Origin of the sequence: Brachybacterium nesterenkovii, assembly GCF_900163655.1 — a bacterium.
GTDB lineage: Bacteria > Actinomycetota > Actinomycetes > Actinomycetales > Dermabacteraceae > Brachybacterium > Brachybacterium nesterenkovii.
In genome coordinates this window covers 1-5,852 of the sequence record NZ_FWFG01000073.1, presented here as the reverse complement: position 1 = coordinate 5,852, position 5,852 = coordinate 1, and the positions used below count along the sequence as shown (strand labels likewise).

Below are 5,852 nucleotides of genomic sequence, written 5' to 3'. Positions count from 1 at the left end.
GGAGCGTCGCTCCCGGAGTCGACTCATACAGGTCGACCGCCTGCCGGCGGAACTCCTCGGAGTAGTTCTTTCTGGCCATGGTTCATGATCTCGCTTCCCCAGCCAATGCTGGAATCAGCGTGTCCACGAACAAGGGTCAGGCCCCGGAGTCGAGGACCTTGCGCTCCCACTCGTTCAAGGTGATCGGGACCGTCCCGTCCGCGGATGCGAGCAGATGCATCTCGCGGGTGGGCAAGTCCTCCTCGGTGCCGTCCGGGTGGCGCACTTTGGTGTCGGCCTGGCCGTTCTTCGGCGTAGTGAGGCTGATCGGCTCCGGGATGGTGGACATCGACTCCAGACCGTCGTACTCGACCTGACGCTCGTCGGTCAGTCCCTTGCGTGCGACGCGGGTCTGCGTGAGCCAGTCACGGGCCAGCGCATCTGCCTCGGCTTCGACGGCCTGCGCGATCTCGGGAACTCGTCCGAGCGAGGCGAGGGCGATGTGGGCTTCGAGGAGTTCATCCTCGTCGCCGTCTGGCCCGACCAGGTGATCGACGTAGGAAGCGCACGATGCCGGGCTCAGCACGCGGGTGGACGTGCGGTAGTAGTCCTCGATGGCGCGCGGGTCAGCACTGACAGAGAACGCACGGTAGGAGAACCCGCCGCCGACTCGGCCTCGGTGGTGATGGGCATCCTCACCACGCGAGGCAGTCAGAACCCGCCCAAGCTGCTGGTGGTGTTCTGGGGCATGGTGATGGGCGGCATCGCTCTGGTCATGCTGCTGCTGGGCAGCGAGTCCGCGCTGCAGGGTCTGCAGTCGCTGGTGATCATCACCGCGGTGCCCTTCGCGATCATCGTGCTGCTGCTGATCATCGCCTGGCTACGGGAGCTGAGCACCGATCCGCGGACGCTACGCGAGAAGTACGCGGACACCGCCCTGCGCAACGCCATCGTGACGGGCGTGGACAAGTACGACGACGACTTCGAGCTCCAGGTCGTCCCCTCCGCGCCCGGGACCGGCGCCGGAGCGGACGTCGAGTCCACGCATGCGGACTACACCGACTGGTACCGCCGTACTGATGAGGACGGCAGGCCCGTGGGGTACGGCTTCGAGACCGACACCTGGGCCGACGGCTGGGAGCCGGAGAACGCGGGCGACGGCACCGGCGGGGCGAACGCCGCCCCCACCGACTCCGACGACACCACCGCCGGCGACGGCGGCAACGGCACGAGGAGGGGCCAGTCATGACATCGGTCAGGCAGAGAAGCACCCCCTGGCCAGCACGGAGGACTTCCGGCACTTCGCAGAGCACGGCACGGACCTGCGTGAGGAGGAGGGCCGACGGGCTGAACGAGCTCAGCGGGCGGCGGGGGTGTCCTGGCTGAAGGTGTTCCACCAGCGATCCTCGCGCCGCTGCCAGAGCGAGGTGATGAAGAAGGTCTCCGCGGCCTGCTCGCGCGGGGCGCGGGCGTCGGCCCGGTAGCTCAGCAACACAGCGTCCTGCCCCACCCGCAGCAGCCGCGCCCCGGACAGCGCGAAGTCCGCGGTGATCGGCCCGTCGGCCAGCTGGGCGAGATGGCGCTCCAGGTCGTTGACCCCATCGGTGTCCATGCCGAGGAAGTCCGGAGGCAGCAGCTCCCGCTCGGCCGCGACGTCCCCCGTGACCTGCGCCTGCCACACCTGCTCCTCGAGGGCGAAGAAGAACTGCACATCGTCGGGTTCCATACGCTCATCGTGCCATCGCCCCGGGGCGTACGCTCGCACCGACGGCTCGCGGGGGCAGCGCACCGCTGCAGGATCGACGGCTTCGCGATGCCGAAGCGGGATCTCGCCGGGCTGCTGGAGGCGATCCGGGCCTACCTGGCGGCACAGCGATAGCTCGGCGCACTCGCCACCGGTCGGCCTAGCCCCTCAGCCCTCCGTCGCGCGATCGGCGAAGGCGAGGATCTCCTGCACGACGTCGTCGCGGGTGGTGGGCTCGTTGTGGACCTCGTGGCGCACGCCCGGGTAGATGCGCGTGCGCACGTCGGTGCGGCCGGCCTCGTGCAGACGGTTGGCGACGTGAAGCGCGCCCTCGCCGTAGTTCGCCACCGGGTCCTGGTCGCCGGCGAGGATCAGCACGGGCAGTCCCGCGGGCAGGTCGGAGTAGAACGCCTCGGAGTTCGCCCGGTCGTAGACGTCCACGAAGCCCTGGAGGAAGCGGGCGCTCATGGGGGCGCCGAAGTTGTTGAGGGGGTCGCGGCCGTGGTCGGTGACGACGTCCTCGTCGAGCGCAACCCAGGCGGTGGGCCCGGCATCCTCCCCGAAGCGGTCGAGGAACCCGTCGAAGAGCTGGGCGACGAGCTCCTCGGGGGCGGGGTCGGCCCTCTGCGCGCCGGTGGCGAGGGCGGCGAGCGCCTCGCGGTCGATGCTCGCCTCGATCCCTCGCATCTGCGCCGCGATCCCGCCGAGCACCAGACCGGCGAGCTGCGCCTGCGGTGCGGTCGCGACGACGCGCGCGATCATCGAGCCCCAGCTGTGGCCGTAGAGGACGTGCGGCAGGCCGGGCAGGATCTCACGGGCACGAGCCTGGAGCGCGAGCTCGTCCTCGACGACGACGCGCGCCGCCTCGTCCCCGGCGTCCGCCCAGATTCCCGAGCGCATCGCGGTCGCGCCGTGGCCGGCGTGGTCGCCCGCGAGGACGGCGAAGCCGTCGTCGACGAGGGCGCTGATCACATGCAGGTAGCGGCGGGAGTGCTCGCCGAGCCCGTGGACGATCTGCACGATGCCACGGGGCTCGGCGGCTGGCACGTGCAGCCACGCCTGGATCTCGTCGCGACCGTTCGCGGAGGGGAAGGTGATCTCGTGCAGGGCCATGGGGTCTCCTCGTGCCGGGGTGCCGCGCCTCTGCGCACGGCCGTAGCCAGCCTAGCCGTGCGGGGTGTCGGCGTCCTCGTCAGTTGATGATCTCGGCGGCCGGTCCCCGCCGTCGCGGCGAGCGGTGAAGCAGGCGTGGTTCATGACCACGTCGTCCCGGCAGCGCAAGCGGTGGCCTGCGGTGATCAGGTCCCCCGGCCGCAGCGCCGCTCGCGTGCCGTGGAAGTACCGGGGGTGCTGGGGCTCGTCTTCGCTCTCCACAGGCGGAGTGCCCGTCGCCGTCATCCGCCCAGGTGGCGGCGCAGATGGGTGCCCGTGAGGCTGTCGTCGTCGGCGGCGATCTGCTCGGGGGTGCCGCGGGCGACGAGGCGGCCGCCCGCGGCGCCGCCGCCCGGTCCCATGTCGATCACCCAGTCGGCGTTGGCGATCAGGTCGAGGTCGTGCTCGATGACCAGGACGGTCGCGCCGTTGTCGACGAGCCGGTCCAGGACGTGCACGAGGGTGCGCACGTCCAGCGGGTGCAGGCCGACGCTCGGCTCGTCGAAGACGAACACGGCGTCGCGCTGGGTGCGGCCCATCTGCCCGGCGAGCTTGAGGCGCTGCGCCTCGCCGCCCGAGAGGGCCGGGGTGTCCTCGCCCAGGGTGAGATAGCCGAGCCCGAGGTCGACCAGGGTCTCGAGGGTGCGGCGGACGGCGCGGACGTCGCCGACGAGCTCGATCGCCTCGGCGACGGTGGCGGAGAGCAGGCCGGGCAGGGTCACGTCCCCTCTCCGGATCTCCGAGGCCTCAGGGGCGTAGCGGCTCCCCTCGCAGTCGGGGCAGTCGATGTCGACGTCGGGCAGGAACTGCACGTCGAGCTCGACGCGGCCCGTGCCCTCGCAGCGCGGACAGCGCAGGGAGCCGGTGTTGTAGGAGAAGTCGCCCATGGTCAGTCCGCGCTCCTGCGCGGCCGGGGTGCGGGCGAACTCGCGGCGCAGGGGGTCCAGCACGCCCGAGTAGGTGGCGACGGTCGAGCGGACGTTCACGCTGATCGGGGTCGCGTCGATGCGGTGGACGTGCTCGACCCCGTCGGCCTCGAGCGAGTGCACGTGGCCGGGCAGTTCGCGGCCCTCGCTGCTCGCGCGCAGCGCGGGCACGAGCGTCTCGAGCACCAGGGTGGTCTTGCCCGAGCCGGAGACGCCGGTGACCGCGGTGAGGCGGCCGCGCGGCACGGAGACGTCGAGCTCCCGGACGGTGTGCAGCGGCGCGCTCTCCAGGCGGATCGCGCCGTGCGCGAAGACGTCCTGCTCGGCGGCGCGCTCGCGGACGACGATCTCCTCGCGGCCGTCGAGGAACGGGCCGAGCCGGGAGGCGGCGTCGGCGATGATCTCCTCGACGCTCCCCTGGGCGATGACGGTGCCGCCGTCGCCGCCCGCGCCGGGGCCGATCTCGAGGATCTCCTCGGCCTCGCGCAGCAGCTGCACGTCGTGGTCGACGACGAGCACGGAGTTCCCGTCAGCGAGCAGGTCGCCGATCAGCTCGACGAGCCCCTCGATGTTCGAGGGGTGCATGCCGATGCTGGGCTCGTCGAGCACGTAGAGCACGCCGGTGGTGCGGTTGCGGACGGCGCGGGCGAGCTGGGCGCGCTGGCGCTCCCCTGTCGAGAGGGTGGAGCCGGCCCGGTCCAGGGAGAGATAGCCGAGGCCGAGGTGGACGAGACGCTCCGCCATCTGCAGGAACTGGTCCACGAGCCCGCGCGCCATCGGATGCATCTCGGACGGTAGGGGCTCGATGATCCTCGGCGCCCAGTCCAGGAGCTCGTCGAGCGTCATCGCGGAGGCGGCGGCGAGGTCCTTCCCGTCGATCTCGGGTTCCCGCGCCGCGGGCGAGAGCCGCGTGCCCTCGCAGGCGGGGCAGGTGCGCTCGACGAGGAAGCGGGAGACGCGGGCGAGGCGCTTCTCGTCGTGGGCGCGCCGCAGCTCCTCAGTGACGGTGAGGCGCGCGTTGCGGAAGGTGAAGTCGAGGTCGTGGGCGCCCTTCTTCGAGCGGACCATGATCGCCTTCTTCTCCTCGGGGCCGTCCAGGACGATGTCCTTCTCCCAGTCCTCGAGGTCCCGCCAGGGTACGTCGGTGCGCACCCCGAACTCGCGGGCGATGTCCGGCTGCACCTTCCAGCCGAACATGTTCCAGGGCTTCACGGCGCCCTCGTCGAGGGTCATGGCGGTGTCCGGGACCAGGGCATCGTCGTCGACCTCGCGCACGATCCCGGTGCCCTCGCAGGCGGGGCAGGCGCCCTCGGAGTTGAAGGCGAGCGCCTCGGCGCCCGGCGGGTCCACGTCCGCTCCGCACTCCGGACAGGGATAGGGCTCCTCGGCGGCAACGAGCAGCGAGGGCGGGACGCGGTGCCCGTTCGGGCAGAGGTGGAAGGCAAGGCGCGAGTACATCAGGCGCAGCACGTTCAGCAGCTCGGTGGAGGTGCCGAAGGTGGAGCGGACGCTCGGCACCCCAGGCCGTTGGCGCAGCGCGAGCGCGGCGGGGACGTGCACGACCTCGTCGACGTCCGCGCGCGGGGCCTGCGCCATGCGACGGCGGGTGTAGGTCGACAGCGCCTCGACGTAGCGGCGGGAGCCCTCGGCGTAGACCACGCCCATGGCGAGGGAGGACTTGCCGGAGCCGGAGACGCCGGCGATCGCGACCAGACGGTCCAGCGGGATGTCGACGTCGAGGCCGCGGAGGTTGTGCACGCGCGCCCCGCGCACTGCGATGTGGTCGGGTCGCTGCGGCTTCGCTGTGCTCATGGCCTCACGGTAGTCGCGTGCTGCGGGGACGACGATAGGGCCGGTCGGTGACTGCCGGGCTCGCCCGGAGTTCATCGTCGGGCCACGCCCTCGTCACCCCGGAGGAGTTCACTCCCGACATGGACACCTTCCGCTCCCCTGCCCGTCGCACCCTCCTCAAGGGCGCCGCCGCGGCCTCCCTCGCCGCCGCGGTCCCCGCCGTCACCCCGTCCGCCGCCGCCCGTCCCGCGCCCTCCCGC

6 protein-coding genes are annotated in these 5,852 nt (G+C 71.8%); 1 reads left to right on the top strand and 5 read right to left on the bottom strand.

The features are described 5' to 3' along the window. Window positions 1-136: 136 nt before the first annotated feature. The gene (locus FM110_RS08890; RefSeq protein ID WP_234992114.1) at window positions 137-565 is read right to left on the bottom strand and encodes a hypothetical protein; all 429 of its coding nucleotides are present in this window, start codon (window positions 563-565) and stop codon (window positions 137-139) included. A 99-nt stretch (window positions 566-664) separates the two neighbouring features. On the opposite strand from FM110_RS08890, the gene FM110_RS08885 reads away from it, so the two are divergent. Beyond that, window positions 665-1,228, top strand: coding sequence for a BCCT family transporter (locus FM110_RS08885; RefSeq protein ID WP_234992109.1), 564 nt, complete (start codon window positions 665-667; stop codon window positions 1,226-1,228). Between the two features lie 108 nt (window positions 1,229-1,336). On the opposite strand, the gene FM110_RS08880 is transcribed toward FM110_RS08885, so the two are convergent. From FM110_RS08880 to FM110_RS08865, 4 genes are all read right to left on the bottom strand, one after another. Next, window positions 1,337-1,705 (bottom strand): nuclear transport factor 2 family protein, encoded by a 369-nt coding sequence (locus FM110_RS08880; RefSeq protein ID WP_087104414.1) that lies wholly within the window; start codon window positions 1,703-1,705, stop codon window positions 1,337-1,339. Window positions 1,706-1,891: 186 nt separating this feature from the next. Continuing rightward, the gene (locus tag FM110_RS08875; protein WP_087104413.1) at window positions 1,892-2,836 is read right to left on the bottom strand and encodes an alpha/beta fold hydrolase; all 945 of its coding nucleotides are present in this window, start codon (window positions 2,834-2,836) and stop codon (window positions 1,892-1,894) included. 51 nt (window positions 2,837-2,887) lie between these two features. Further along, window positions 2,888-3,121, bottom strand: coding sequence for an NAD(+)--rifampin ADP-ribosyltransferase (locus FM110_RS08870; RefSeq protein ID WP_126986518.1), 234 nt, complete (start codon window positions 3,119-3,121; stop codon window positions 2,888-2,890). After that, window positions 3,118-5,613: an excinuclease ABC subunit UvrA gene (locus tag FM110_RS08865; RefSeq protein ID WP_087104411.1), complete on the bottom strand. Its 2,496-nt coding sequence runs from the start codon at window positions 5,611-5,613 to the stop codon at window positions 3,118-3,120. The genes FM110_RS08870 and FM110_RS08865 overlap by 4 nt, the downstream gene beginning before the upstream one ends. Between the last annotated feature and the right edge of the window lie 239 nt (window positions 5,614-5,852).